This is a genomic window from Nocardioides sp. NBC_00368, assembly GCF_036090055.1.
Taxonomy (GTDB): Bacteria; Actinomycetota; Actinomycetes; order Propionibacteriales; family Nocardioidaceae; genus Nocardioides.
In genome coordinates this window covers 492,459-516,334 of sequence record NZ_CP107970.1, presented here as the reverse complement: position 1 = coordinate 516,334, position 23,876 = coordinate 492,459, and the positions used below count along the sequence as shown (strand labels likewise).

Below are 23,876 nucleotides of genomic sequence, written 5' to 3'. Positions count from 1 at the left end.
TCCGTGAGATGCAAAATGGCAGGTCAGCGGCACGAGGGTGCTGGTCTGACCTGCCATTTAAGCGTGCAGAATCCTCCGGCGTGGAACCGTCAGACGTTGAACCCGAGGGCGCGGAGCATCTCGCGTCCGTCGGGGGTGATCTTGTCCGGGCCCCACGGCGGCATCCAGACCCAGTTGATGTGGACGTCGTTGACCAGGCCCTCCAGGGCCGTGGCGGTCTGGTCCTGGATGACGTCGGTCAGCGGACACGCGGCCGAGGTCAGCGTCATGTCGATGACCACGTTGGAGTGATCCTCGATGTGCAGGCCGTAGATCAGACCCAGGTCGACGACGTTGATGCCGAGCTCGGGGTCGACGACGTCCTTCATCGCCTCCTCGACGTCCTCGATCTTCAGGCTCGCGCCCTCGACCGTGGACGTACGCATCCCCTGCCACTCCGGGGCCTCGTGACCGTGACCATGGCCGTGGCCCGAGTGATCGTGACCCGAGTGATCGTGACCCGAGTGATCGTGACCGGCGTGGTCGTGACCCGCGTGGTCGTGTGTGCTGTGGTCGGTCTCAGTCATCACTTCTCCTCGGCGTTAGCCAGCTCGTTGGTGGCCTGCGCTGTGGCGTCTTTCCAGGCCATCCACGACAGCAACGCGCACTTGATCCGGGCGGGGAACTTGGCGACGCCGGCGAAGGCGATGCCGTCCTCCAGAATGTCCTCGTCGGGCTCGACCTGGCCCTTGCCCTGCATCAGTCGCAGGAACTCCTCGTGGACGGCCATCGCCTCGTCCACGCTCTTGCCGACGACCAGGTCGTTGAGCACCGAGGCGGAGGCCTGCGAGATGGAGCAGCCGAGGGCGTCGTAGGAGATGTCCTCGATCTTGCCGCCGTCGACGTGCACGCGCAGGGTGATCTCGTCACCGCAGGTCGGGTTGACGTGGTGAACCTCGGCTTCGAAGGGGTCGCGAAGACCCTTCCCGTGCGGGTTCTTGTAGTGGTCCAGGATGATCTCCTGGTACATCGCTTCGAGGTTGGCGGCAGTCATCACTGGTCCAACTTGAAGAACGTGCGTACGTATTCCAACCCCTCGACCAGCGCGTCGATCTCGGCGGGCGTGGTGTAGAGGTAGGACGACATCCGGTTGGAGGCCTGCACGCCGAACCGCTGGTGGGCGGGCTTGGCGCAGTGGTGCCCGGCGCGGATGGCGACACCCTTGGAGTCGAGCACCTGGGCCACGTCGTGCGGGTGCACACCCTCGAGCTCGAAGGCGATCGCACCCCCACGCTGGGCGGCGTCGGCCGGGCCGAGCACGGTCACGCCGGGCACGCTCGCGAGACGCTCCAGCGCGTAGGCCGTGATCGCCTGCTCGTGGGCGTGGATGTTCTCCATACCCACGTGCATGAGGTATTCCAGCGCCGCGCCGAGACCGATGGCCTCGGCGATCGGCGGGGTGCCGGCCTCGAACTTGTGCGGGATCGGGGCGTACGTCGACTTCTCCATCGTCACCGTCGCGATCATCTCGCCACCGCCCAGGAACGGCGGCAGCGCCTCGAGGGCCGCACGCCGGCCCCACAGGACGCCGATGCCGGTCGGGCCGACCACTTTGTGGCCGGTGAAGACCAGGAAGTCGGGACGCTCCTCCTCCGCCATCGACGCCAGGTCGATCGGCAGTACCGGGGCGGCCTGGGCCGCGTCGACGACGACGAGCGCCCCGACCTCGTGGGCCTTCCGGGCGATCTGGGCGACCGGGTTGACGGTGCCGAGCATGTTGGAGACCCAGGTCAGCGCCACGATCTTGGTCGCAGGCGTGATCAGCTCGTCGATGTTCGACAGGTCCAGCTGGCCGTCATCGGTGAGCCCGAACCACTTCAACGTCGCACCCGAACGCTGCGTGGCCAGCTGCCACGGAACGATGTTGGAGTGGTGCTCCATCTCGGTGGTCACGACCACGTCGCCGGCAGTCAGCGGGACCGTGTTGGCGACCAGGTTGAGCGCCTCGGACGCGTTCTTGGTGAAGATCACCTCGTCACGCTCGGGCGCGCCGAGGAAGCGCGCGACGGTGTCGCGCGCCCCCTCGAACGCCTCGGTGGCCTCGGCACCCAGGTGGTGCATCGCCCGGGCGATGTTGGCGTTGTGCCGCTCCAGGTGGTCGACCATGGTGTCGATCACGATCTGCGGCTTGTGCGAGGTGTTGGCGCTGTCGAGGTAGACCAGCGGGGTCTCACCGCCGTCGAAGGTGCGCTCCAGGATCGGGAAGTCCTTGCGGACCAGATCCAGGTCGGGCAGCAGACCCTTCATGTCAGACCCCTGCCGTGACGTACTTCTCGTAGCCGTTGGCTTCCAGCTCCTCGGCGAGCTCGGGGCCACCCGACTCCGCGATCCGGCCGGCGACGAAGACGTGCACCTGGTCGGGCTTCACGTAGCGCAGGATGCGGGTGTAGTGGGTGATCAGCAGGACCGACTTGGCCTCGCGGGCGCGGAAGTCGTTGATACCCTCGGAGACAACCTTGAGCGCGTCGATGTCGAGGCCGGAGTCGATCTCGTCGAGCAGCGCGAAGGCCGGGTCGAGGATGTCGAGCTGGGCGATCTCGTGACGCTTCTTCTCACCGCCGGAGAAGCCCTCGTTCACCGAACGCTGGGAGAAGGACGGGTCCAGGTGCATCTTGTTCATCGCACCGTTGACGTCCTTGACCCACGTACGCAGCTTGGGGGCCTCGCCGTCCAGCGCCGTCTTCGCGGTGCGCAGGAAGTTGGCGACGCTCACGCCGGGGACCTCGACCGGGTACTGCATCGCGAGGAAGAGGCCTGCCTTGGCCCGCTCGTCGACCGACATCTCCAGCACGTCCTCACCGTCGAGGGTGACGGTGCCGCCGGTGATCGTGTACTTCGGGTGGCCGGCGATCGAGTAGGCAAGGGTCGACTTGCCCGAGCCGTTGGGGCCCATGATCGCGTGGGTCTCGCCGGAGTTGATGGTCAGCGTGACGCCCTTGAGGATCTCCTTGGGACCGTCCTCGGTCTCGACCGAGACCTGCAGGTCCTTGATCTCCAGCGTGCTCATACGATGTCCTTCTTGATCGGGGTGTTGCCAATAAAGTTCTGGATAGTCTTGGCGAGCTCGGCCTCGACCGTGCCGGTCAGCTTCTCCTCGAGCTCGGGGACGCCGATCTGGCGGATCAGGTCGTTGAAGAAGCCGTGCACGACCAGGCGCTTGGCCTCGGTCTCGGAGATGCCGCGGCTCTGCAGGTAGAAGAGCTGCTCGTCGTCGAAACGGCCGATCGCCGACGCGTGACCCGCGCCCTCGATCTCGCCGGTCTCGATCTCCAGGTTGGGCACGGAGTCGGCCCAGGCACCGTCGGTCAGGATGAGGTTGCGGTTCTCCTCGTAGGTCTCGATGCCCTCGGCCTCCTTGCGGATCAGCACGTTGCCGATCCAGACCGCGTGGGCCTTCTCGCCCTGCAGCGCGCCCTTGTAGACCACGTTCGACTTGGTCTTCGGAGCGGTGTGGTCGACGAAGAGACGGTGCTCGATGTGCTGGCCCGCGTCGGCGAAGTAGAGGCCGAGCGACTCCACGGAGCCGCCGGGGCCGGCGTACTCCGCCGAGAAGTCGTGGCGCACGACGTCGCCGCCGAAGCTCACCGAGACGTGCTTGAGGTTGGCGTCGCGGCCGACCTTGGCGTGCTGGGTGGAGAGGTGGACGGCGTCGTCGGCCCAGTCCTGGACCGAGACGACGGTGAGGTCGGCGCCGTCCTCGACGACGATCTCGATGTTGTCGGCGACGACGGCGGAGCCCTCGAAGACCAACACGACGGTCGCCTTGGCGAACTTCTCCGCCACGATCACCGCGTGGCCGGCGCCGGCCGTCTCCGAGCCGGTGCCGTGGTGACGGATCACGGTCGCACCCTCGATGACGGTGTCGGTCGGGATCCGCACGACGGTCGCGCCGGTGCTGGCCGCCCAGGCCCGCGCCGAGACGCGGTCGGTCGGGACCAGACCCGAGGAGCCGCGTACGGCATCGTCGGCCGCCACGGTCTCGACGGTCACGCCGGCGGCCGCCTCGACCTCCACCTTGGTCGCACCGTCGGCGAACGGGGCGTCGTCGTGGATGTCGTGGAGACGCTTGAGCGGGGTGAACCGCCAGATCTCCTCGCGACCCTTCGGCACCGCGTGGGCCTCGACGTCGAACGATCCCTCCGGGTGGAGGTGGCTCTCGACCTTGTTCATCTCGAGAGCGTCAGCTACTGCCGTCATCAGCCGACGGCTCCTTCCATCTGCAGTTCGATCAGGCGGTTGAGCTCGAGGGCGTACTCCATCGGGAGCTCCTTGGCGATCGGCTCGACGAAGCCGCGCACGATCATCGCCATCGCCTCGTCCTCGGCCATGCCGCGGGACATCAGGTAGAACAGCTGGTCGTCGGAGACCTTCGAGACCGACGCCTCGTGGCCCATCGACACGTCGTCCTCGCGGATGTCGACGTAGGGGTAGGTGTCGGAGCGCGAGATCTGGTCGACCAGAAGCGCGTCGCACAGCACGTTGGACTTGGAGCCGTGGGCGCCCTCGTTGACCTGGATCAGGCCACGGTAGGACGTGCGGCCACCACCACGGGCCACCGACTTCGAGAGGATGCTCGAGGAGGTGTTGGGGGCGGCGTGCACCATCTTGGCGCCCGCGTCCTGGTGCTGGCCCTCGCCGGCGAAGGCGATCGAGAGGGTCTCGCCCTTGGCGTGCTCACCCATCAGGTAGACCGCCGGGTACTTCATGGTCACCTTGGAGCCGATGTTGCCGTCGACCCACTCCATGGTCGCGCCCTCCTCGCAGACGGCGCGCTTGGTGACCAGGTTGTAGACGTTGTTGGACCAGTTCTGGATGGTCGTGTAGCGAACGCGGGCGTTCTTCTTCACGATGATCTCGACGACCGCGGAGTGCAGCGAGTCGGACTGGTAGATCGGGGCGGTGCAGCCCTCGACGTAGTGAACGTAGGAGCCCTCGTCGGCGATGATCAGGGTGCGCTCGAACTGGCCCATGTTCTCGGTGTTGATCCGGAAGTAGGCCTGCAGCGGGATGTCGACGTGGACACCCTTCGGCACGTAGATGAAGGAGCCACCCGACCACACGGCCGTGTTCAGCGCGGCGAACTTGTTGTCGCCGACCGGGATCACCGTGCCGAAGTACTCCTGGAAGATCTCCGGGTGCTCCTTGAGCGCGGTGTCGGTGTCGAGGAAGAGCACGCCCTGCTGCTCCAGGTCCTCACGGATCTGGTGGTAGACGACCTCGGACTCGTACTGCGCGGCGACACCGGCGACCAGGCGCTGCTTCTCCGCCTCCGGGATGCCGAGCTTGTCGTAGGTGTTCTTGATGTCCTCGGGCAGGTCCTCCCAGCTGGTGGCCTGCTTCTCGGTGGACCGCACGAAGTACTTGATGTTGTCGAAGTCGATGTCCGAGAGGTTCGAGCCCCACGTGGGCATCGGCTTGCGGCCGAAGAGCTTGAGACCCTTCAGGCGCAGGTCGAGCATCCACTGCGGCTCCGACTTCTTGCCGGAGATGTCGCGCACGACGGCGTCGTTGAGACCACGCTGCGCGGCGGCACCGGCGACGTCGGGGTCGGCCCAGCCGAACTCGTACTTCCCGATGCCCTTCAGCTCGGGGTTGAGCTCCTCGATGGAGGTCATGTCGTGACCTGCTCCTTCTTCTTCGAAACTTCACCGGACCCGGAGGACCCGGGAGGGATGTGCGTCGTGCAGACACCGTCACCGTGAGCGATGGTGGCCAAGCGTTGTACGTGGGTGCCGAGCAGCTTCGCGATCGCGTCCGTCTCCGCCTCGCAGAGCTCGGGGAACTCCTGGGCGACGTGGGCGACCGGGCAGTGCTGCTGACACAGCTGCTCACCCGCGTCATGGCCGTTGATCAACGGCAGCTCCCTGACGGAAGCCGCGTAGCCGTTGGCCGTGAACACGTTCGCGAGCACCTGCGCGGGGCTGAGGTCCGTCTCGCCTGCGGCGATCCGATCCAGTCCCTCCTTGATGAACGCCGCGCGGCGCTCCGCGAATTCCCGCACCGCCTCCTCACCGGCCACCTCGGAGAGGAACCGGAGCGCCTCGACGGCCAGGTCGTCGTACTTCTTCTCGAAGCCGTCCCGACCCTGGTCCGTGAGCGCGAAGAGCTTGGCCGGGCGGCCCCGCCCGCGCGTGGACGCGGTGCGCGGCTGACGCTGCTCCACCGCCTCCTCCTCGGCCAGGGCGTCCAGGTGGCGCCTGACCGCGGCCGGGGTGAGGTCGAGCCTCTTGGCCAGCGTCGCAGCCGTCTGCGGACCGTCGACGAGCAGCGACCGAGCGACCCGCTGGCGGGTGCTCTCCTCGCTGGTCTCTGCGGGCTGCAGAGTGGTCTCGTCGAATTTCACAACACCATTGTGACGTTATTCCCCCAAGCGATTCAACGAAGGCAACCCTTACCTGCCCACAAGGCGGCGAGAACGTGTCGTACGTCACGACCACGGCCGCTCGGCAGCGAATCGCCGATCAGCCCGTGGGCATCCCGTCCAGGGTCGGGGAGACGAGGGCCGCGACGCCGACGTAGACGGCATCGGGCGGCAGCCAGCGGGTGCCGCGGTCGGAGCGCAGGACCGCGCGGCCGCGTTCGAGGTCGAAGATGCCGACCCGGATACGGCCGCCGGAGCGCACGACCGCCACCTCACCGCGCTTGGGCCGGCGGGGGTTGATCACCAGGTCGGACCCGGGCGGCAGGCCGCGGGAGGTGAGGTGGGCGCCGACAAGACGGTGGATCTGCGGTCCGATGTCCGGCGGAGGTGCGGGTGATCGCTTCGCGGGCACTGACACCGCGTCAGGAGCGATGTCGAACGGCAGCGGCACGTCGCACCGAGATGCACCGCCAGTCGATCTCATGTTCGAAAGCGTACCGGTCGGCGGCGGCGCACGGAACCACTCGAGCGCCGGTCGTAGAGACTGTGGCCCATGACCATCAACGACCCCACCGACTGGGAGACCGCCTACGTCCGTGGCACGACCGGCTGGGACCTCGGCGCTCCCCTGGCCTACATCGAGGAGGACACGGCGCTGCTCGGCGAGCCCGGCACCGCCTTCGCTCCCGGCGCCGGCCGAGGGCACGATGCCGCGGGGTTGGCGGCTGCCGGATGGCGAACGACGGTCGTCGACCTCTCACCCACGGCGGCCGCCCACGCGGCGAAGCACTACCCGGACCTCACCTACGTGGTCGGCGATGCACTCGACGTCGACATCGTCCTGGACGCGACCGGCGGGCCGGTCGACCTGATGTGGGACCACACCTTCTTCTGCGCGCTGCCGCCCGCCTGGCGCGGCCGCGTCGGCGACCTGGCCCGCGCGGTCGTACGCCCGGGCGGGCGGGTCGCGTCGGGGATCTTCCCCATCGACCGTCCGAGCGAGGAGGCCGGCCCGCCGTGGACGTACGTCCCCGAGGACATGACCCGCGCCCTCGGCCCCGACTTCGACCTGGTCCACCTCTCCGAGCCGCGCCGGCTGAACTCGCGCCTGCCGTGGAGCCATCGCCTGGGGATCTGGGAGCGTTCCCGAGGGTTGTGAAGCTGAGCGTGACCGATAGACCACTCTCAGCTTCACGACCTCAGGCCAGACGCGCCGGGAAGCCGCCGGTGGCGACCGGACCCCAGCGCTTCGGGGTGATCCGAAGGAGGGACTTGCCCTGGTCGACCATCGCCTGGCGGTACTCGTCCCAGTCGGAGTGTTCACCGGAGATGTTGCGGAAGTAGGTGACGAACGCGTCCAGCGCCGCCTCGCCCGCGGTGGCGTCGAGGACCTCGGCCTCGCCGTCGACCTGGACCCAGGCGCCGTTCCACTCATCGGAGAGGACCATGACGCTGACCCGCGGCCGGATGCGGGCGTTGCGGGTCTTGGCCCGCTCGGGGTAGGTCGTGATGACGATCCGGCCGTCGTCGTCGACGCCGCCGGTGACCGGCGAGAGCTGCGGGGACCCGTCGGCCCGGCTGGTCACCAGGATCATCTGGTGGCGGGGGCGTACGAACTCCAGCAGCCCCTCGAGATCAACGGTCGTGTTCGTCGCGATCGTGCGTGCCATGGTCCCCAGCCTGCCAGGTGAACCCGTCCGGGTCGGTGAAGGCCTCGCTGCCACCGCCCAGGACGATCCCGTACGCAGCCTCCGGGTCGAGCGCGACACCGGTCTCCTTCTCCAGCGCGTGCCGGGGGTAGATCGCGAGCTGGACGGCCCCGGGAGCGGCCTCGAACTCGGCGTACTTGCCGCCGAAGCTCCGCTTCACGCCGAGACCGCGTTCGGCGTAGAACCGCTTGCTCGCCTTGACGTCGGCGACGCCGAGGAGCAGGACGATGTCGTCGATCTCCCGGGTGGCGGGGCCGCGGTCCTTCTTGGCGGAGGTCGCGACCTTCCAGATCGAGCCGTCGGGCGCCTGGACGATGCCGCCGTAGCCCCAGAACGACTTCTCGACCGGCTTGAGCGAGGTGGCGCCGGCGGCGAGCGCCGAGTCGACGAGGCTGTCGACCGTCGAGGGCTGGCCGACGACCAGCGAGACCGTGAACGGCCGGCCCGCACCGGTGCCCGGGCCCTGGCGTACGGAGATCTGGTCGGTGAGCCCGAAGGCCTTCTCGTAGAACGCGCGGGCGTCCGTGGTGTCGGTGGCGTCGAGGGTGATGGTCTGAAGAGTGAACATGTCTTGACCCTAGGAATCCCGGGGCCGCCGGGGCTTCTCGATTCCTGACCGGCTTTGCTGTTGCTCTTCTGAGCAGAAATTGTTTCTGAGACACCGCGTCATGGCCCCGGGGGCATCGCGTCTCATCCCCGCGTTGGCCGTCCTTCGGTGGGAGTTGGGCGGCCAACGTCCTTACAGACAGCTAAGAATCCACAGGATCACCGCTACGCGATTGGGCCCCTGGCGTGCGCCTTCTTAGACTGCCGCCGTGGAATCTTCCGTCGCCAGGCCTGCTGTCGAGGTACGCGACCTGCGCATGACCTACGGCGACAAGACGGCCGTCGACGGACTCACGCTGAGCGTCGCGGAGGGCTCGATCACGGCCGTGCTCGGCCCGAACGGGGCCGGGAAGACGACCACCCTGGAGACGTGCGAGGGCTATCGCAAGCCCCAGCAGGGCACGGTGCGCGTGCTCGGGCTCGACCCGATCGCCGACCGCAAGCAGCTGCTCCCCCGGATCGGCGTGATGCTGCAGGGGCAGGGCGCCTGGAGCGGCGTACGCGCCATGGAGATGCTCAAGCACATCGCCCGGCTGCACGCTCATCCGCTCGACGTCGACTACCTGGCGGAGCGGCTGGGTCTGGGCGAGTGCGGTCGCACCCCCTACCGGCGGCTCTCCGGCGGGCAGCAGCAGCGGCTCGGCCTGGCGATGGCGCTGGTGGGCCGCCCCGAGCTCGTGTTCGTGGACGAGCCGACCGCCGGGATGGATCCGCAGGGGCGGCGTACGACCTGGGAGCTGCTGCGCGAGCTGCGCGCGGACGGCGTGACCGTCGTGCTGACCACCCACTACCTGGAGGAGGCCGAGGAGCTGGCCGACCAGGTGCACATCATCGACCGCGGCCGGATGATCGCCTCCGGCACGCCGCTGGAGCTGACCCGTGGCGGCGCGACCGCGACCGTACGGCTGGTCGTGACCAAGCCGTTCCCGCCCGGTGCCCGCGAGTCCCTGCGCAAGGCGCTCGGCGAGGACACCGAGGTCACCCTGCTGGACGAGCGCTCGATGCGGGTCACCGGCAAGGCCGACCCGACCACGCTCGCCAAGGTCAGCCGCTGGTGCGAGGAGAACGACGTCCTCCCGGAGTCGCTGACGCTGGGCCGCCGGAGCCTCGAGGACGTCTTCCTCGATCTCACCGGAGGGCTCCTCACGGAGGGGGTCGAGCATGTCTGAGGTGGCCACGGGGACCTTCACCCCCAAGCCCGGCGGCGCCCCGATCACCCGGCAGGTGGTCGCCCAGGCGCTGATGGAGGCCAAGCTGATGCTCCGCAACGGCGAGCAGCTCCTCCTGGCCGTGGTGATCCCGGTGATGGTGCTCATCGGCGGCGTCACCGCCGGCAACGCGATCGACCTCGACCTCGGCACCGACCGGCCTCTGGTCGACCTCCTCACCCCCGGCGTCCTGGCGCTGGCGATCATGTCGACCTCCTTCACGAGCCTTGCGATCGCGACCGGGTTCGAGCGGCGCTACGGCGTGATCAAGCGGCTCGGCGCCTCCCCGCTCCCCCGGACCGGCCTGCTCGCCGGGAAGGTGCTCGCGCTGGGCTGCGTCCAGCTCGTGCAGCTGTTCATCATCGGTGGCGTCGGCCAGATCCTCGGCTGGACCCCGGCTGCCGGCTTCGGCACCGTCCTCGCCTTCTTCCTGGCGATCGCGACGGGCACCCTGGCCTTCGCCGCTCTCGGGCTCTTCGTCGCCGGTGTCCTGCGCGCGGAGGCGACCCTGGCCGCGGCCAACCTCATCTACCTGCTCCTCCTCGCCGGCGGCGCCGTGGTGCTGCCGCTGACTGCTTACGGCGCCTACGGGGACGTCGCTCGCTGGCTGCCCTCGGGCGCGCTGGGAGAGGCGGTACGCACCGCCTTCCTCGACGGCGCCCCGGCCTGGCGGGACCTCGGCGTACTCCTGATCTGGGCCCTTCTCGGCTCCACCCTCACAGCTAGGACCTTCAAGTGGGAATGACATCCACCGAACCCGCCACCGGCCCGGCTCCCTCGGCCAAGGACAAGGTCCTCGCCTGGCTCCGCACCCACGCGTTCGGTCTGGCCATCGCCAACCTGGTCGCCAACATCGGGATCGTCGTGACCGGCGCGGTGGTCCGGCTGACCGGCTCCGGGCTCGGCTGTCCGACCTGGCCCAAGTGCACCGAGGAGTCCTACGTGGCTCACGAGGCGCTCGGGATCAACGGGGTCATCGAGTTCGGCAACCGCCTGCTGACCTACGTCCTGGCTGCCATCGCCATCACCGTCGTCATCGCCGTCTGGAACCGGCGCGGGGTCATCCGAAACCTGGCGATCATCATCGCCTGCGGCGTACCGCTCCAAGGGGTCATCGGCGGCATCACGGTGCTCACCGAGCTCAACCCCTACGTCGTCGCGCTCCACCTGCTCGCCTCGATGGCGATGGTCGGCCTGTGCGTCTGGCTCCTCGACGAGCTCCGCTCGCCCGAGCGCGAGGCCGCGCCCCGCAGCGTCCGCACCGCCGCGCTCGTCACCTTCGTCGTCGGCTGGCTCTCGCTCTGGCTCGGCACCGTCGTGACCGGCTCCGGCCCTCACTCCGGAGACCTCGAGTCCCGGCGTACCGGCCTCGACCCGGCGATGATGTCCCACATCCACGCCTACGCCGTCTACGTGCTCATCGCGGCGACCCTGGTGACGCTGTGGCTCGGCCGCAAGCACGCGTACGTCCGTCAGGTCACGATCGTGCTGCTGGTCATCGAGCTCGCCCAGGGCCTGATCGGCTGGGTGCAGTACCTCACCGACCTCCCGGTCGTCCTGGTCGGCTTCCACATGCTCGGCGCCGCCCTGATCTCCGCCGGCCTCGCCCGCGTCGTCTGCTCCGTCCGCGCCCACGCCTGAACCTCGCAGTCCTCAGCGCCCAGCGCTGAAGCGCTCCTCGTCTGGACGCAGCGCAGTGAGGAGCGCCAGCGACGAACGGAGCGGAGGAAGACGAGGATCAAGCGCAAGCGCTGCGCGAACTGCGAAGCAATCGCAATCAGAACAGCGGGTCGACCGCGAGGGCTACGAAGAGCAGGCTCAGGTAGAGGTTGCTCGAGTGGAAGAGCTGCATCGGGCGGATCTTGGTGAGGTCCTCGGTGCCCTTGGCCCGCGCGTGCAGCTGGTGGGCCTGGACGAGGAAGACGGCGCCGAGGGCGATGGCGGCAACCGGGTAGAGCCAGCCGGTGGAGGCCATCGGCCACATCAGCAGCGAGGTGGCGACCATGACCCAGGAGTAGGCCACGATCTGGCCGCCGACGTGGCGGGCGGACTTGACCACCGGCAGCATCGGGACGTCGACCTGCGCGTAGTCCTCGCGGTAGCGCAGCGCCAGCGCCCAGGTGTGCGGCGGGGTCCAGAAGAAGACGACCATGAACAGGATCAGCGGCTCCCAGGAGACCTGGTTGGTGACCGCGGTCCAGCCGATCAGGGTCGGGAAGCAGCCGGCGATGCCGCCCCAGACGATGTTCTGGGTGGTGCGCCGCTTGAGCAGCATCGTGTAGACGAAGACGTAGAACGCGTTGGCGGCCAGCGACAGGCCCGCGGAGAGCCAGTTGACGAAGAATCCGAGCACCAGCACCGAGAGCACGGCCAGCACCGAGCCGAAGATCAGGGCGGCACGCGGGGTGACCACGTGGCGCGGCAGGGCCCGGCGTCGCGTACGCCTCATCTGCTCGTCGATGTCGCGGTCGTACACGCAGTTGAAGACCGAGGCCGATCCGGCCGAGAAGATCCCGCCGACGACGGTGGCGGCGACGAGGCCGACGCCCGGGACGCCCTGCGCGGCGAAGAACATCACCGGCACGGTGGTCAGCAGCAGCAGCTCGATCACGCGGGGCTTCGTCAGGGAGACGTACGCCGAGATGACATCGCGCATTGACGCGCGGTCGCTACGCTGGTCGAGGTCGGGGACCGGCTGTTCGACGTGCGTCACTGAGAAGATCCTTCTCGATCGGGTTGAGGCGTCACATGCGGCTCATACAAGCAGTTCACAGCATGCGGCTCGCAGTCTAACCCGGGGCGTGAGTAGGCTCGGATTCGGCAGCCCCCCACGGCCAGCCCAAGAACCTCCCATGTGGAATCCACCGATTTGAAAAGGCACCTCGTGAGCACCAAACCTGTACTCGAGTGGACCGATCTGGACAGCAAGGCCGTGGACACCGTCCGCGTTCTCGCCATGGACTCCGTGCAGAAGGTCGGCAACGGCCACCCTGGCACCGCGATGAGCCTGGCGCCGGCGGCGTACCTGCTCTTCCAGAAGGTGATGAAGCACAACCCCGCCGACACCGACTGGCTCGGCCGTGACCGGTTCGTGCTCTCCGTCGGCCACTCGAGCGTGACCCTCTACATCCAGCTCTACCTCGGCGGCTTCGGCCTCGAGCTCGGCGACCTGGAGAGCCTGCGCACCTGGGGCTCGCTGACCCCGGGTCACCCCGAGCGCGGCCACACCCGCGGCGTGGAGGTGACCACCGGCCCGCTCGGCCAGGGTGTCGCCAACGCCGTCGGCATCGCGATGGCCCAGCGCCGGCTGCGCGGCCTGCTCGACCCGGACACCCCGGTCGACCAGCCGAGCCCGTTCGACCACAAGACCTACGTCCTGGCCGGTGACGGCGACCTGCAGGAGGGCGTCAGCGGCGAGGCCAGCTCGATCGCCGGCACGCAGAAGCTCGGCAACCTCACGATGATCTACGACGCCAACCGGATCTCGATCGAGGGTGACACCAACGTCGCGTTCACCGAGGACGTCGCCGCCCGCTACCGCGCCTACGGCTGGCACGTCCAGGAGGTCGACTGGACCCACGACGGCACCGGCTACACCGAGGACGTGCCGGCGCTCTTCGACGCGATCAACGCCGCTGCCGAGGTCACCGACCAGCCGTCGCTGATCGTGCTGCGTACGATCATCGCCTGGCCGGCCCCCAACGCGCAGAACACCGAGGCCGCGCACGGCTCGGCGCTCGGCGTCGAGGAGGTCGCCGCGACCAAGAAGGTGCTGGGCTTCGACCCGGCCAAGTCCTTCGACGTCGACCCCGAGGTGCTCGCCCACACCCGCAAGCTCATCGAGCGCGGCGAGAAGGCCGAGGAGGCCTGGCGTGCCGAGGAGGCCGCCTGGGCCGAGGCCAACCCGGAGCGCGCGAAGCTGCTCGAGCGGATGCAGGCCGGGGAGCTCCCCGACGGCATCGCCGACGCGCTGCCGTTCTTCGAGGCCGACGCCAAGGGCATCGCCACCCGTGCCGCCTCCGGCAAGGTGATCAACGCCCTCGCCCCGGTGCTGCCCGAGCTGTGGGGCGGCTCGGCCGACCTCGCCGGCTCCAACAACACCACGATCTCCGGTGCGCCGAGCTTCGTGCCCGAGGACCGCTCGACCCACGAGTGGAAGGGCGACCCCTACGCCGGCCGCGTGCTCCACTTCGGCATCCGCGAGCACGCCATGGGCGCGATCCTCAACGGCATCGTTGCCCACTCGCCCACCAAGGCCTTCGGCGGCACGTTCTTCCAGTTCTCCGACTACATGCGCGGCGCCGTACGCGTCGGGGCGCTGTCCAAGCTGCCGGTGATCCACGTCTGGACCCACGACTCCGTCGGCCTGGGTGAGGACGGCCCGACCCACCAGCCGGTCGAGCACCTCGCCGCGGTCCGGGCCATCCCGGGCCTCGACGTGGTCCGGCCCGCCGACGCCAACGAGACCGCCGCCGCGTGGCTCGAGGTGCTCAAGCACCACGACCGCCCCTCGGCGCTCATCCTGACCCGTCAGGCGCTGCCGACGTTCCCGCGCGGGGTCGACGGCTACGCGACCACGGAGGGTGTGGCGAAGGGTGGCTACGTACTCCTCGACTCCCCCACCGGGACCGTCGACGTCGTGCTGCTCGGCACCGGCTCCGAGGTGCAGTACGCCGTCGCCGCCCGCGAGGAGCTGGCGAAGGAGGGCATCGGCGCCCGCGTGGTCTCGCTGCCCTGCCTGGAGTGGTTCGACGCCCAGGACCAGGACTACCGCGACTCGGTGATCCCGCCCAACGTCAAGGCGCGCGTCAGCGTCGAGGCGGGCGTGAAGCAGGGCTGGCGGGAGTACGTCGGCGACGCCGGCCGGATCGTCTCGCTGGAGCACTTCGGTGCCTCGGCGTCCGGGGCGCTGCTGTTCAAGGAGTACGGCTTCACCCCCGAGGCGGTCGTCACGGCCGCCAAGGAGAGCCTCGCCGCCATCAACAAGGGAGCATGAAATATGTCTGACCGTCTCAAGGCGCTGGCCGAGGCCGGCGTATCCATCTGGCTCGACGACCTCTCCCGCGAGCGGATCGAGACCGGCAACCTCGCCGAGCTCGTCAAGGAGAAGTCCGTCGTCGGGGTGACCACCAACCCGACCATCTTCGCCGCCGCGATCGCCAACGGCGAGCGCTACGACGAGCAGCTCCGCTCGCTCGTGGCCGAGGGCAAGAACGTCGACGAGATCATCTTCGGCCTCACCACCCGGGACGTACGCAACGCCTGCGACATCCTCGCCCCGGTCGCCGAGGCGACCAAGGACGACGGCCGGGTCTCGATCGAGGTCGAGCCGACCCTGGCCAACGACACCGACGCGACGATCGCCTCCGCCAAGGCGCTGTGGGCCGAGGTCGACCGCCCCAACGCGCTGATCAAGATCCCGGCGACCCTCGAGGGCCTGCCGGCGATCACCGCCGCGATCGCCGAGGGCATCTCGGTCAACGTGACCCTGATCTTCTCGGTCGAGCGCTACCGCGCGGTGATGGACGCCTACCTGACCGGTCTGGAGCAGGCCAAGGCCGCCGGCAAGGACTTGTCCGCGATCCGCAGCGTCGCCTCGTTCTTCGTCTCCCGCGTGGACACCGAGATCGACAAGCGGCTCGAGGCCATCGGCACGCCCGAGGCCAGCGCGCTGCTGGGCAAGGCCGCGGTGGCCAACGCCATCGCTGCGTACGCCGCCTTCGAGGAGGTGCACCAGAGCGAGCGCTGGACCGCGCTGGCCGGCGCGGGCGCCAACGCCCAGCGGCCGCTGTGGGCCTCGACCGGCGTCAAGAACCCGGCCTACCCCGACACCCTCTACGTCACCGACCTGGTCGTCGCCGACACCGTCAACACCATGCCGGAGAAGACCATGGAGGCCTTCGCCGACCACGGTGAGGTCAAGGGCGACGTCGTCACCGGCAAGGGCGCCGAGGCCGCCGCCGTCTTCGAGTCGCTGCGCTCGGTCGGGGTCGACCTCGACGACGTCTTCGAGGTGCTGGAGACCGAGGGCGTGGACAAGTTCAAGGCCTCCTGGGTCGAGCTCGTCGACACCGTCAAGGGCCAGATCGAGGCGGTCAAGTAGTGAGCGGGGGCCCGGTCGACGCGACCACGACAGACGCTTGGAAGGCACTCACCGAGCGACGGGACGGCCTTGAGCCCGACCTGCGCTCGTGGTTCGCCGATGATCCCGGCCGGGCCTCACGCTTCACCTTCGAGGCGGCCGATCTCCACGTCGACCTCTCCAAGAACCTCCTCACCGACGAGCTCCTGGCCGAGCTGCTGGCGCTCGCCGAGCAGGTCGGCCTGGAGGCGCGGCGTGACGCGATGCTCGCCGGCGAGCACATCAACGTCACCGAGGACCGCGCGGTGCTCCACACCGCGCTGCGTCTTCCCGCCGACGCGTCCCTCGTCGTCGACGGCACCGACGTCGTGCCCGCGGTCCACGAGACGCTGAAGAAGGTCTACGCCTTCGCCGACCGGGTCCGGTCCGGGGAGTGGAAGGGCGTCACCGGCGAGCGGATCCGCGCGGTCGTCAACATCGGCATCGGCGGTTCCGACCTGGGGCCGGTGATGGCGTACGAGGCGCTGGAGCCGTTCCGCCACCCGGAGATCGAGTGCCGGTTCATCTCCAACATCGACCCCACCGACGCCGGCATGACGCTCAAGGGGCTCGACCCGGCGACGACGCTGTTCATCGTCTCCTCGAAGACCTTCTCGACACTGGAGACGCTGACCAACGCCCGCCTGGCGCGCTCCTGGCTGCTCGATGCGCTGGGCGACGACGTGGACGCCGCCGACGCGGTGAAGAAGCACTTCGTGGCCGTCTCCACCGCGCTGGACAAGGTCGCCAACTTCGGGATCGACCCGGAGAACGCCTTCGGCTTCTGGGACTGGGTCGGCGGCCGCTACTCCGTCGACTCCGCCATCGGCACCTCCCTGGCGATCGCCATCGGGCCGGAGGCCTTCACCGAGTTCCTCGGCGGCTTCCACGCGATCGACGAGCACTTCCGCACCACGCCGCTCGACCGGAACGTGCCGGCGCTGATGGGTCTCCTGAACGTCTGGTACGTCAACTTCTTCGACGCTCAGACCCACGCCGTGCTGCCCTACTCCCAGCTGCTGCACCGGTTCCCTGCGTACCTGCAGCAGCTGACGATGGAGTCCAACGGCAAGTCGGTGCGCTGGGATGGCACCGCGGTGACCTCGGCGACCGGCGAGGTCTTCTGGGGCGAGCCCGGCACCAACGGCCAGCACGCGTTCTACCAGCTGATCCACCAGGGCACCCGGGTCATCCCGGCCGACTTCATCGCGTTCGCCAACCCCGCCTATCCCCTCGCGGACGGCGACATCGACGTGCACGAGCTGTTCCTGGCCAACTTCTTCGCCCAGACCCAGGCACTGGCCTTCGGCAAGACCGCCGAGCAGGTGCGCGCCGAGGGCACCGCGGAGAACATCGTCAACGCGCGGGTCTTCTCCGGCAACCGGCCGACCACGTCGATCATGGCTCCGTCGCTGACCCCCGGTGTGCTGGGTCAGCTGATCGCCCTCTACGAGCACATCACCTTCACCCAGGGTGTGGTGTGGGGCATCGACTCCTTCGACCAGTGGGGCGTCGAGCTCGGCAAGCAGCTCGCCCTGCAGATCAGCCCGGCCGTCTCCGGCGACGCGAAGACCGCCGAGCAGCAGGACACCTCCACCCAGTCCCTCATCGCCTACTACAGAGAGAAGCGAGCGTGACGACCCGCGACGGTCATCCCGAGTCACTCATCGAGGTCCACGACACCGCCGAGGCGCTGGCTTCGGCGGTGGCCGGGGAGTTCCTCAGTCGCCTGGCCGACCTGCAGGCCGCAGGCGACGTACCCACCATCGGCCTCACCGGCGGCACGATCGCCGAGGCCATCCACCGTGAGATCGCCCGCCTGGCGCCCGAGTCGGGCGTCGACTGGGGTGCGGTCGAGTTCTTCTTCGGCGACGAGCGCTACGTCGCCTCCGACTCCCCCGACCGCAACGCGGGCCAGGCCCGCGCCGCGTTCCTGACCGAGGTCGGCGTCCCGGACCACCGCATCCACGAGATGCCCGCCACCGACTCCGGTCTGAGCGTCGACGAGGCTGCGGCGCAGTTCTCCGAGGACGTACGCAGCCACGGCTCGGGCGGCTTCGACATCCTGATGCTCGGCGTCGGCCCCGACGGCCACATCGCCTCCCTCTTCCCCGGGTTCCCGCAGCTCGAGGCGAAGGACGCGATCGCCGTCGGCGTGACCGGCTCCCCCAAGCCCCCGCCCGAGCGCATCACCTTCACCTTCGAGGCCCTGCGACGGTCCTCGACCGTGTGGTTCCTGGTCAGCGGCGAAGGCAAGGCCGAGGCGGTCGCCAAGGCCCACGCCGGCGCCCCGATCAGCGAGATCCCCGCCACCGGCGTCATCGGCACCAACGAGACGACCTGGTTCCTGGACCGCGCGGCCGCGTCCAAGCTCTGACCCCCTCCCGACTCGGCGCGACTGTCCCACCCAGGAGCGCCGAGTCGGCGCAAATGTCTCGGGAACTCCGTTACCCAGGTTGCTAACGGCAGGTAAATCTTTCCCGCAGCGGGTTCCCCGGCCACCTGGCGACTGCCACCATCCGAGCATGTCCTTCAGCGCCTCTCGGCGGCTGCGCCTCACCCTGGCCAGCCTCGTTGCCCTCGCCCTGGCGAGCTTCATGGCGGTCGTCATCACGACCGCCCCGGCCCAGGCGGCCACGATCACCGTATCCACGGCGATCGCCACCCAGAACGGCTCGACGGCCACGGTGCGCGGCTACGTCGTCGGCCAGCCCACCGCGACCAACACCGTCGTGACCAGCAACTACCCCAGCGACTACGCCCTCGCGATCGCCGACTCGGCCGCGGAGACCAGCACGTCGAGGATGCTCTACGTGCAGATCCCCGACGCCTTCCGCAGCTCGTGGGGCCTTCGGTCCAACCCGAGCCTGAAGGGGCGCCAGATCGACGTGACCGGCACTCTGACGGCCTATTTCTCCCACCCCGGGCACAAGAACGCCACCGCGTTCGCGTTCGCCGGCTCCACGCCGACCCCGACCCCCACCCCGACCACCAGCCCCACGCCGGACCCGAACATCCCGGCGGGCTACTACGACTCCGCCGCAGGCCTGTCCGGCTCGGCGCTGAAGTCGGCGCTGCACAACATCATCGACGGCCACACCACGATGTCCTACAGCGCGGTGTGGGAGGCGTTGAAGGTGCTCGACCAGGACCCGAACAACTCCGCGAACGTCATCGAGTTCTACTCCGGCGTCTCCACACCGAAGACCAACAACGGCGGCGACGCCAACAACTGGAACCGCGAGCACACCTGGCCGCAGAGTCACGGGGACTTCGGCACCAGCAACGGCCCCGGCACCGACGTACACCACCTGCGGCCCGAGGACGTCACCGTCAACTCCACCCGGGGCAGCAAGGACTTCGACCTCGGTGGATCCGCCGTCGCGGAGTGCAGCGACTGCTGGACCGACGCCGACTCCTTCGAGCCCCGCGACAGCGTCAAGGGCGATCTGGCCCGCGGCATCCTCTACATGGCCGTGCGCTACAACGGCGACGACGGCTTCGCCGACCTGGAGGTCAACAACTCCATCAACGGCTCGACCAACTACCTCGGCAAGGTCTGCGTCCTCCTGAGCTGGCACAGCGCCGACCCCGTCACCACCGCCGAGCGCACCCGCAACAACAAGGTCTACTCGACCTACCAGCACAACCGGAACCCGTTCATCGACCACCCGGAGTACGCCGAGTCGATCTTCGGCGCCTCCTGCTGACCAACCCCCGCCGAGTCGGCTCATCTGTCCCAAGCAGAGGCGCCGACTCGGCGCGTCAGTCCCACCCGAACGACGCGAGTCGGCGCGTCAGTCCCACGTTGTCCACAGACTTTTCCACAGCCCGCCGTTGTCCGGTGGCGGTGCCGGGGACTGACTCCCAGACTCTGGGCATGGACATCAACGAGATGCTGTTCAACGGAAGCCTCGGGAGCACCTTCCCGTTGCCGGCGACCGAGCCCTTCACCTTCAAGATGGCCCGCGAAGCGGGGATCTCACGGAGGCGGCTAAGCACGCTTCTCGAGACGGGCCTGGTACGCCGCCCCATCAAGGGCGTGTATCTGGCCACCGAGGCGGGCGACTCCCTGGCCGTCCGCGCCGCGTGCTTGAGACTGGTCGCACCCACCGACTGCATCGTCGTCGACCGACATGCCGGCTGGCTCCTCGGAGCCGAGATGATCCTCGCTCCCGGCGAGCACCTCAGCCTTCGGCCGCTCTCGTTCTTCCGCCCGGCCGGTCGCGGCCGGCTCCGCAACGACATCGCCAGTAGCGGGGAACGCGACGTGAAGGACGCTGAGACGATCGAGGTCGGTGGCCTGCGGGTCACCACTGCGCTGCGTACTGCCTGGGATCTCGGGCGCGTCCGCTGGCCTGACGAGGCGATCGCCGGGATGTCGATGATGCACCGGCTCGGTGCGTACGAACCCGGCGAGTTCGTCGAGGGAATCGAACAGTTCCGCGGTCAGCGATGGGTCACCACGCTTCGTGGTGTCGGTCCGCTGGCGGACGGTCGGTTCGAGTCACCTCCCGAGGCGGTGCTCGGTCTGCGCTGCCATCAAGCCCGGTTTCCGATGACGCCGCAGGTCGAGATCCTCACCGTGACCGGGGAGTTCGTCGCCCGCCTCGATCTGGCGAACGAGGACCTTCTCGCTGCCGTCGAGTACGACGGCGCGGAGTGGCACTCCTCCCCCGGCCAGCAGGTACGTGACCGGGAACGGCGTCTGGACGTGTGCCGAGAAGGATGGCTGGTCGAGGCTTTCACGAAGGGCGACCTCTTCACGCGGACCGGAGACGCCGACGTACGCATTCGGCAACTGCACCATCGGGCGCTCCGGCGGCGCGGTGGACGACTGGCGAGCTGACCGGGACAGTTGCGCCGACTCGTCCGCATCAGACGGGACTGACGCGCCGACTCGTCCGCATCAGACGGGACTGACGCGCCGACTCGCGCCCGACAAGCGGGACAAATGCGCCGAGTCGGCGCTTCTGCGTGGAGCAGATGCGCCGACTCGGCGGGTGTTTTCAGAAGATGATCTCGCCGGATTTGCGGCGGGAGCGGAGCAGGGCGATGGCCTCCTCCAGGATGTCCTCGGCCTCGGCGTCGGAGCGGCGCTCCTTCACGTAGGCGAGGTGCGTCTTGTAAGGCTCGATCTTCGGCGCCGGGGGCGCGTTCTCCTCGTCGAGACCCGCGGGGAGCCCACACTTGGGGCAGTCCCAGGAGTCCGGTGGCGTCGCCTCGACGGCGAAGGTGATGACCGAGCGATGTGCGTTGGCGCAGAAGTAGGTGACGGCCTTTCGTGGCGCAGCTTCGCCGCGCTCCGCCTCACCCATCGGCCCAGCACCGACCCGGGAGCCCCGAATCGCGTTCCCTCCACCTGCCATGGTGCTGCGGTGTCCTCTCTCAACTTAAAGTTCGCAGCCCCGAGAGGCCACTTTGGGGGATCGGACGGCAAAATCTCCGTCCAGCGTCGATGAGTTTAGACGCTATCGCGCGTGCGCTGAAGGGGAATGTTTCAGTAGGCCATCAGCAGGCCGAGCGCGATCACACAGGCGAACCAGATCACACCGATACCGATGGTGAGCCGGTCGAGGTTGCGCTCCACGACCGAGGATCCACCCAGCGAGCTCGAGACGCCACCGCCGAACATGTCGGAGAGTCCGCCACCGCGGCCCTTGTGGAGCAGCACGAGCAGGATCATCAGCGCGCTCGCGATGACCAGGATGATGGTGAAGAGAAGTTCCACGTCTGAAATCCTATCTGGAGGCCCTGAAACCTACAGCACCGGTAGGTCGTAATAGCGCGAGATCGCCGCGAAGTCCTCCACCGAGAGGCTCGCACCGCCGACGAGGGCACCATCGACGTCGCTCTCCTGCATCAGCGCGGCCACGTTGTTGGGCTTCACGGAGCCGCCGTAGAGGATGCGTACGCCACCGGCCACCTCGGCCCCGTAGACCTTCTCGAGCCGCTCGCGGATGCCGGCGCAGACCTCCTGGGCGTCCTGAGCGGTGGCGGTCTCCCCCGTGCCGATCGCCCAGACCGGTTCGTAGGCGATCACCACCTCGGCGACCTCGGCGTCGGTGAGACCGGCCAGCGAAGCCTCGGCCTGGCCGGTGCAGTGGTCGAGGTGGTTGCCGGCCTGGCGGATCTCGAGGCCCTCGCCGACGCAGACGATCGGGGTGATCTTGTGCTTGAGCGCGATCTTCGCCTTCTGGGCCACGATCTCGTCGGTCTCGCCGTAGTGCTCACGACGCTCGGAGTGGCCCACGATCACGTAGGAGCAGCCGAGCTTGGCCAGCATCGAGGCCGAGACCTCACCGGTGTAGGCGCCGGACTCGTGGGTCGAGACGTTCTGCGCACCGTAGGTGATCCGCATCTTGTCGCCGTCGACCAGCGTCTGCACCGAACGGATGTCGGTGAACGGCGGGAAGACCGCCACCTCGACGGCCCCGAAGTCGTGACGCTTGTCGGAGAGCGTCCAGGCGAGCTTCTGGACCAGGACCACCGCTTCTTGGTGGTTGAGGTTCATCTTCCAGTTGCCCGCGATGAGCGGGGTGCGACCCGCGGCCGGCTTCTTCTTGGCCGCCATCAGCCGAGCCCTCCGACCACGGTGGTCTCGTCGAGCACGGCGACGCCCGGAAGCGTCTTGCCCTCGAGGTATTCGAGCGAGGCACCGCCACCGGTCGAGATGTGGCCGAACTGGTCGTCGGAGAACCCGAGCTGGCGGATCGCCGCGGCCGAGTCACCGCCGCCGACGACCGAGAGGCCGTCGACCGTGGTGAGCGCCTGGGCGACCGTGCGGGTGCCCTCGGCGAACGCGGCCTGCTCGAAGACGCCCATGGGGCCGTTCCAGAAGACCGTCTTGGCACCCTCGAGAGCGGCCGCGTAGGTCTGGGCCGACTCCGGACCGATGTCGAGCCCGAGAGACTCGGCCGGGATCGCGTTGGCGGCGACCACGCGGGCCGAGGCCTCGTCGCCGAAGGAGTCGGCGACCACGACATCGGTCGGCAGCAGGATCTCGACGCCGATCTCCTCGGCCCGCTCGAGGTAGCCGAGCACGGTGAGGATCTGGTCCTCCTCGAGCAGCGACTGACCGACCTCGTAACCCTGCGCCTTGAGGAAGGTGAAGACCATGCCGCCACCGATGAGCAGCTTGTCGGCCTTGCCGAGCAGGTTGTCGATCACGCCGAGCTTGTCGGAGACCTTCGAGCCGCCGAGGACGACCACATAGGGACGCTCCGGAGTCTCGGTGAGCCGCTTGAGCACCTCGATCTCGGTGGCCACCAGGTCGCCCTGCGCGCTCGGGAGCAGCTTGGCCACGTCGTAGACCGAGGCCTGCTTGCGGTGGACCACACCGAAGCCGTCGGAGACGAAGGCGTCGGCCAGGGCGGCGAGCTCGGCGGCGAAGGTCGCCCGCTCGATGTCGTCCTTGCTGGTCTCACCGGCGTTGAAGCGTACGTTCTCCAGCAGGGCCACCTGGCCGTCGGCGAGGCCGCCGACGACCGAGCTGGCGGAGTCGCCGACGGTGTCGGTCGCGAAGGCGACCTCGGCACCAAGCAGCTCGCCGAGGCGCTTCGCCACCGGCGCCAGCGAGTAGGCCGGGTCCGGCTCACCCTTGGGGCGACCGAGGTGGGCGACCACCACGACCCTGGCGCCGGCGTCGGCCAGCGCCTTGATCGTGGGCACCGACGCACGGATCCGACCGTCGTCGGTGATCGTGGTGCCTTCCAGCGGGACGTTGAGGTCGGAGCGCACGAGGACTCGCTTGCCCGCGACTCCCTGCTCGATGAGCTGCGTGAGATTCAGAGACATAACGGGCTAGACACTAACCTGTGGCGAGCGCCGCT

Annotated in this window: 25 protein-coding genes; 10 read left to right on the top strand and 15 right to left on the bottom strand. The window is 68.7% G+C overall.

The annotated features are described in order from the left end of the window. Nucleotides 1-89 precede the first annotated feature (89 nt). The 8 genes from OG984_RS02445 to OG984_RS02410 all read right to left on the bottom strand — a co-directional run bounded on the left by OG984_RS02445 (nt 90) and on the right by OG984_RS02410 (nt 6,884). Nucleotides 90-425 (bottom strand): metal-sulfur cluster assembly factor, encoded by a 336-nt coding sequence (locus OG984_RS02445; RefSeq protein WP_050800687.1) that lies wholly within the window; start codon nt 423-425, stop codon nt 90-92. A gap of 140 nt (nt 426-565) precedes the next feature. After that, on the bottom strand, nt 566-1,033 hold the full coding sequence (sufU, locus tag OG984_RS02440) for a Fe-S cluster assembly sulfur transfer protein SufU (RefSeq protein ID WP_328530083.1): 468 nt from the start codon (nt 1,031-1,033) through the stop codon (nt 566-568). Then, nucleotides 1,033-2,286 carry a cysteine desulfurase gene (locus tag OG984_RS02435; protein ID WP_328530082.1) on the bottom strand — a complete coding sequence of 418 codons (1,254 nt, stop codon included), beginning with the start codon at nt 2,284-2,286 and terminating at the stop codon, nt 1,033-1,035. Before OG984_RS02435 ends, sufU begins: the two co-directional genes overlap by 1 nt. A 1-nt stretch (nt 2,287) precedes the next feature. Then, nucleotides 2,288-3,046 carry a Fe-S cluster assembly ATPase SufC gene (gene sufC / locus OG984_RS02430; protein WP_328530081.1) on the bottom strand — a complete coding sequence of 253 codons (759 nt, stop codon included), beginning with the start codon at nt 3,044-3,046 and terminating at the stop codon, nt 2,288-2,290. Continuing rightward, a complete protein-coding gene (gene sufD, locus OG984_RS02425; protein WP_328530080.1) occupies nt 3,043-4,236 on the bottom strand; it encodes a Fe-S cluster assembly protein SufD in 1,194 nt (397 codons plus the stop codon). Before sufD ends, sufC begins: the two co-directional genes overlap by 4 nt. Further along, complete coding sequence (gene sufB, locus OG984_RS02420) at nt 4,236-5,654, bottom strand: Fe-S cluster assembly protein SufB (RefSeq protein ID WP_328530079.1); 1,419 nt, start codon at nt 5,652-5,654, stop codon at nt 4,236-4,238. The genes sufD and sufB overlap by 1 nt, the downstream gene beginning before the upstream one ends. Further along, nucleotides 5,651-6,382 carry a helix-turn-helix transcriptional regulator gene (locus OG984_RS02415; protein ID WP_328530078.1) on the bottom strand — a complete coding sequence of 244 codons (732 nt, stop codon included), beginning with the start codon at nt 6,380-6,382 and terminating at the stop codon, nt 5,651-5,653. The genes sufB and OG984_RS02415 overlap by 4 nt, the downstream gene beginning before the upstream one ends. 118 nt (nt 6,383-6,500) lie before the next feature. Beyond that, the gene (locus OG984_RS02410) at nt 6,501-6,884 is read right to left on the bottom strand and encodes a hypothetical protein (protein ID WP_328530077.1); all 384 of its coding nucleotides are present in this window, start codon (nt 6,882-6,884) and stop codon (nt 6,501-6,503) included. 69 nt (nt 6,885-6,953) lie between these two features. Between OG984_RS02410 and OG984_RS02405 the strand changes: the two genes are divergently transcribed. Next, complete coding sequence (locus OG984_RS02405) at nt 6,954-7,559, top strand: methyltransferase domain-containing protein (RefSeq protein WP_328530076.1); 606 nt, start codon at nt 6,954-6,956, stop codon at nt 7,557-7,559. 40 nt (nt 7,560-7,599) lie between these two features. Here OG984_RS02405 and OG984_RS02400 read toward each other — a convergent pair whose 3' ends face one another. Next, on the bottom strand, nt 7,600-8,070 hold the full coding sequence (locus tag OG984_RS02400) for a PPOX class F420-dependent oxidoreductase (protein WP_328530075.1): 471 nt from the start codon (nt 8,068-8,070) through the stop codon (nt 7,600-7,602). After that, complete coding sequence (locus OG984_RS02395; protein ID WP_328530074.1) at nt 8,036-8,677, bottom strand: glyoxalase; 642 nt, start codon at nt 8,675-8,677, stop codon at nt 8,036-8,038. The genes OG984_RS02400 and OG984_RS02395 overlap by 35 nt, the downstream gene beginning before the upstream one ends. A gap of 247 nt (nt 8,678-8,924) precedes the next feature. Between OG984_RS02395 and OG984_RS02390 the strand changes: the two genes are divergently transcribed. Genes OG984_RS02390 through OG984_RS02380 form a run of 3 tightly spaced genes read left to right on the top strand, consistent with a single transcriptional unit; the run spans nt 8,925 to nt 11,564 of the window. After that, nucleotides 8,925-9,884, top strand: a complete 960-nt coding sequence (locus OG984_RS02390; RefSeq protein WP_442940946.1) for an ABC transporter ATP-binding protein — start codon at nt 8,925-8,927, stop codon at nt 9,882-9,884. Continuing rightward, complete coding sequence (locus tag OG984_RS02385; RefSeq protein ID WP_328530073.1) at nt 9,877-10,668, top strand: ABC transporter permease; 792 nt, start codon at nt 9,877-9,879, stop codon at nt 10,666-10,668. Before OG984_RS02390 ends, OG984_RS02385 begins: the two co-directional genes overlap by 8 nt. Continuing rightward, nucleotides 10,665-11,564 (top strand): COX15/CtaA family protein, encoded by a 900-nt coding sequence (locus OG984_RS02380; RefSeq protein ID WP_328530072.1) that lies wholly within the window; start codon nt 10,665-10,667, stop codon nt 11,562-11,564. Before OG984_RS02385 ends, OG984_RS02380 begins: the two co-directional genes overlap by 4 nt. 136 nt (nt 11,565-11,700) lie before the next feature. Here the strand turns inward: OG984_RS02380 and OG984_RS02375 are convergent, their stop codons facing one another. After that, nucleotides 11,701-12,636 carry a heme o synthase gene (locus tag OG984_RS02375; RefSeq protein WP_328530071.1) on the bottom strand — a complete coding sequence of 312 codons (936 nt, stop codon included), beginning with the start codon at nt 12,634-12,636 and terminating at the stop codon, nt 11,701-11,703. A 171-nt stretch (nt 12,637-12,807) separates the two neighbouring features. Between OG984_RS02375 and tkt the strand changes: the two genes are divergently transcribed. The 6 genes from tkt to OG984_RS02345 all read left to right on the top strand — a co-directional run bounded on the left by tkt (nt 12,808) and on the right by OG984_RS02345 (nt 20,893). After that, nucleotides 12,808-14,919 (top strand): transketolase, encoded by a 2,112-nt coding sequence (tkt, locus tag OG984_RS02370; RefSeq protein WP_328530070.1) that lies wholly within the window; start codon nt 12,808-12,810, stop codon nt 14,917-14,919. 3 nt (nt 14,920-14,922) lie between these two features. Further along, nucleotides 14,923-16,026 carry a transaldolase gene (gene tal / locus OG984_RS02365; RefSeq protein ID WP_328530069.1) on the top strand — a complete coding sequence of 368 codons (1,104 nt, stop codon included), beginning with the start codon at nt 14,923-14,925 and terminating at the stop codon, nt 16,024-16,026. Next, the gene (gene pgi, locus OG984_RS02360) at nt 16,026-17,681 is read left to right on the top strand and encodes a glucose-6-phosphate isomerase (RefSeq protein WP_328530068.1); all 1,656 of its coding nucleotides are present in this window, start codon (nt 16,026-16,028) and stop codon (nt 17,679-17,681) included. The genes tal and pgi overlap by 1 nt, the downstream gene beginning before the upstream one ends. Further along, entirely contained in the window at nt 17,678-18,421 is a 744-nt protein-coding gene (gene pgl, locus OG984_RS02355; RefSeq protein ID WP_328530067.1) for a 6-phosphogluconolactonase, read from the top strand. Before pgi ends, pgl begins: the two co-directional genes overlap by 4 nt. A gap of 148 nt (nt 18,422-18,569) precedes the next feature. Further along, nucleotides 18,570-19,754: an endonuclease gene (locus OG984_RS02350; protein ID WP_328530066.1), complete on the top strand. Its 1,185-nt coding sequence runs from the start codon at nt 18,570-18,572 to the stop codon at nt 19,752-19,754. A 170-nt stretch (nt 19,755-19,924) separates the two neighbouring features. Continuing rightward, nucleotides 19,925-20,893 carry a type IV toxin-antitoxin system AbiEi family antitoxin domain-containing protein gene (locus OG984_RS02345; protein WP_328530065.1) on the top strand — a complete coding sequence of 323 codons (969 nt, stop codon included), beginning with the start codon at nt 19,925-19,927 and terminating at the stop codon, nt 20,891-20,893. 160 nt (nt 20,894-21,053) lie between these two features. Here OG984_RS02345 and OG984_RS02340 read toward each other — a convergent pair whose 3' ends face one another. From OG984_RS02340 to OG984_RS02325, 4 genes are all read right to left on the bottom strand, one after another. Continuing rightward, nucleotides 21,054-21,413, bottom strand: coding sequence for an RNA polymerase-binding protein RbpA (locus OG984_RS02340; protein WP_008357153.1), 360 nt, complete (start codon nt 21,411-21,413; stop codon nt 21,054-21,056). Nucleotides 21,414-21,544: 131 nt separating this feature from the next. Further along, the gene (gene secG / locus OG984_RS02335) at nt 21,545-21,775 is read right to left on the bottom strand and encodes a preprotein translocase subunit SecG (protein ID WP_008357155.1); all 231 of its coding nucleotides are present in this window, start codon (nt 21,773-21,775) and stop codon (nt 21,545-21,547) included. A 30-nt stretch (nt 21,776-21,805) separates the two neighbouring features. Beyond that, nucleotides 21,806-22,618 (bottom strand): triose-phosphate isomerase, encoded by an 813-nt coding sequence (tpiA, locus tag OG984_RS02330; protein WP_328530064.1) that lies wholly within the window; start codon nt 22,616-22,618, stop codon nt 21,806-21,808. Beyond that, a complete protein-coding gene (locus OG984_RS02325) occupies nt 22,618-23,841 on the bottom strand; it encodes a phosphoglycerate kinase (RefSeq protein ID WP_328530063.1) in 1,224 nt (407 codons plus the stop codon). The genes tpiA and OG984_RS02325 overlap by 1 nt, the downstream gene beginning before the upstream one ends. Between the last annotated feature and the right edge of the window lie 35 nt (nt 23,842-23,876).

What these genes read in the sequence shown, in the direction of transcription:
- OG984_RS02445 (WP_050800687.1), bottom strand. Translation starts at nt 425, where the DNA reads ATGCGTACGTCCACGGTCGAGGGCGCGAGCCTGAAGATCGAGGACGTC.
- sufU (WP_328530083.1), bottom strand. Translation starts at nt 1,033, where the DNA reads ATGACTGCCGCCAACCTCGAAGCGATGTACCAGGAGATCATCCTGGAC.
- OG984_RS02435 (WP_328530082.1), bottom strand. Translation starts at nt 2,286, where the DNA reads ATGAAGGGTCTGCTGCCCGACCTGGATCTGGTCCGCAAGGACTTCCCG.
- sufC (WP_328530081.1), bottom strand. Translation starts at nt 3,046, where the DNA reads ATGAGCACGCTGGAGATCAAGGACCTGCAGGTCTCGGTCGAGACCGAG.
- sufD (WP_328530080.1), bottom strand. Translation starts at nt 4,236, where the DNA reads ATGACGGCAGTAGCTGACGCTCTCGAGATGAACAAGGTCGAGAGCCAC.
- sufB (WP_328530079.1), bottom strand. Translation starts at nt 5,654, where the DNA reads ATGACCTCCATCGAGGAGCTCAACCCCGAGCTGAAGGGCATCGGGAAG.
- OG984_RS02410 (WP_328530077.1), bottom strand. Translation starts at nt 6,884, where the DNA reads ATGAGATCGACTGGCGGTGCATCTCGGTGCGACGTGCCGCTGCCGTTC.
- OG984_RS02405 (WP_328530076.1), top strand. Translation starts at nt 6,954, where the DNA reads ATGACCATCAACGACCCCACCGACTGGGAGACCGCCTACGTCCGTGGC.
- OG984_RS02400 (WP_328530075.1), bottom strand. Translation starts at nt 8,070, where the DNA reads ATGGCACGCACGATCGCGACGAACACGACCGTTGATCTCGAGGGGCTG.
- OG984_RS02395 (WP_328530074.1), bottom strand. Translation starts at nt 8,677, where the DNA reads ATGTTCACTCTTCAGACCATCACCCTCGACGCCACCGACACCACGGAC.
- OG984_RS02385 (WP_328530073.1), top strand. Translation starts at nt 9,877, where the DNA reads ATGTCTGAGGTGGCCACGGGGACCTTCACCCCCAAGCCCGGCGGCGCC.
- OG984_RS02380 (WP_328530072.1), top strand. Translation starts at nt 10,665, where the DNA reads ATGACATCCACCGAACCCGCCACCGGCCCGGCTCCCTCGGCCAAGGAC.
- tal (WP_328530069.1), top strand. Translation starts at nt 14,923, where the DNA reads ATGTCTGACCGTCTCAAGGCGCTGGCCGAGGCCGGCGTATCCATCTGG.
- OG984_RS02350 (WP_328530066.1), top strand. Translation starts at nt 18,570, where the DNA reads ATGTCCTTCAGCGCCTCTCGGCGGCTGCGCCTCACCCTGGCCAGCCTC.
- OG984_RS02345 (WP_328530065.1), top strand. Translation starts at nt 19,925, where the DNA reads ATGGACATCAACGAGATGCTGTTCAACGGAAGCCTCGGGAGCACCTTC.
- OG984_RS02340 (WP_008357153.1), bottom strand. Translation starts at nt 21,413, where the DNA reads ATGGCAGGTGGAGGGAACGCGATTCGGGGCTCCCGGGTCGGTGCTGGG.
- tpiA (WP_328530064.1), bottom strand. Translation starts at nt 22,618, where the DNA reads ATGGCGGCCAAGAAGAAGCCGGCCGCGGGTCGCACCCCGCTCATCGCG.
- OG984_RS02325 (WP_328530063.1), bottom strand. Translation starts at nt 23,841, where the DNA reads ATGTCTCTGAATCTCACGCAGCTCATCGAGCAGGGAGTCGCGGGCAAG.